The organism is Streptomyces otsuchiensis, from assembly GCF_004305975.1.
Lineage (GTDB): Bacteria > Actinomycetota > Actinomycetes > Streptomycetales > Streptomycetaceae > Streptomyces > Streptomyces otsuchiensis.
The window spans coordinates 1-937 of the sequence record NZ_BHZI01000559.1; the positions used below are offsets into that span (position 1 = coordinate 1).

Consider the following 937-nt stretch of genomic DNA (forward strand, 5'->3'; position numbering starts at 1 on the left):
CCGGGCAGGGGGGCGGTCACGACCACCACCGCGGGCGACGGGTCCGCCGACGGCGGGTCGTCGGCCGGTGCGCCGGCGTCGGGTACGCGGCGGCCGGTGGGCGGCGGAGGCGGGTCGCCCGGGCGCAGCTCGGCGAGCACGCCCGTCACGAAGCTCTCCTCCTCCCCCAGCCGGGTGCGGCCGGCCCGCAGCTGCGCGGCCCGGTGGAGGGCGGACTCCACGCGCGCCGAGACGGCCGGGAGGTCAGCCTCGTACTCGGCGGCCTCGCGGAAGGCGCCCAGGACGACGGCGACGGAGTCGGTGGCCTCCAGCCCCTTGCCCCGGACGTCACCGAGGATCAGCCGCACCCCGTGGGGCGTCTCGACCGCCGAGTAGAGATCGCCGCCGATCAGCGCCTCGCGGTCGGCGGTCCGGTAGCGGGTGGCGAGCCGGATGCCGTCCAGGACCGGCGGTGGGTCGGGCACCATGGCCCGCTGCACGGCCGCCGCCACGCCCCGGGCCGTGGCCACCTGCCGGGTACGTCGCCCGACCAGGCGGTTTATGCCGATGGCGATCCCCGCCACGGTCGCGACGGTGAGGACCTGGAGCGTCCCCTCCAGCGCACCCGCGGGGTCGAACCAGGTGTGCATGACCGCGCCCAGCAGCACGGCGGCGACCGTGTTCAGGACGGTGGCGGTCACGCCCTGGAGCGCGGCGGCAACCAGCGGCGCGGCGGCCAGGAACGGGGTGAAGGTGACGTGCGGCGGGCTCGCCAGCGTGAGGGCGAACGCGCACGCCAGGAGCAGGGGCGGCAGCAGGCCGACCCACCGTTTGGCCCACGACATCTCCGCCCGCTCACTCGCCACCCTCCCAATGTGCCGCCAACCCCGCTTCGCGGCGACTCGGCGGCGCCGGATGGAGGTATCGGGGTGGGCGGACGGCGGGGGCGGTGCGCGGA

At 77.2% G+C, this 937-nt stretch carries 1 protein-coding gene; it reads right to left on the reverse strand.

The genetic code is table 11. The features are described 5' to 3' along the window. A partial coding sequence (locus E0D90_RS25830; protein WP_130800325.1) for a PP2C family protein-serine/threonine phosphatase occupies window positions 1-845 on the reverse strand: 845 nt, incomplete at its 3' end. Window positions 846-937 lie beyond the last annotated feature (92 nt).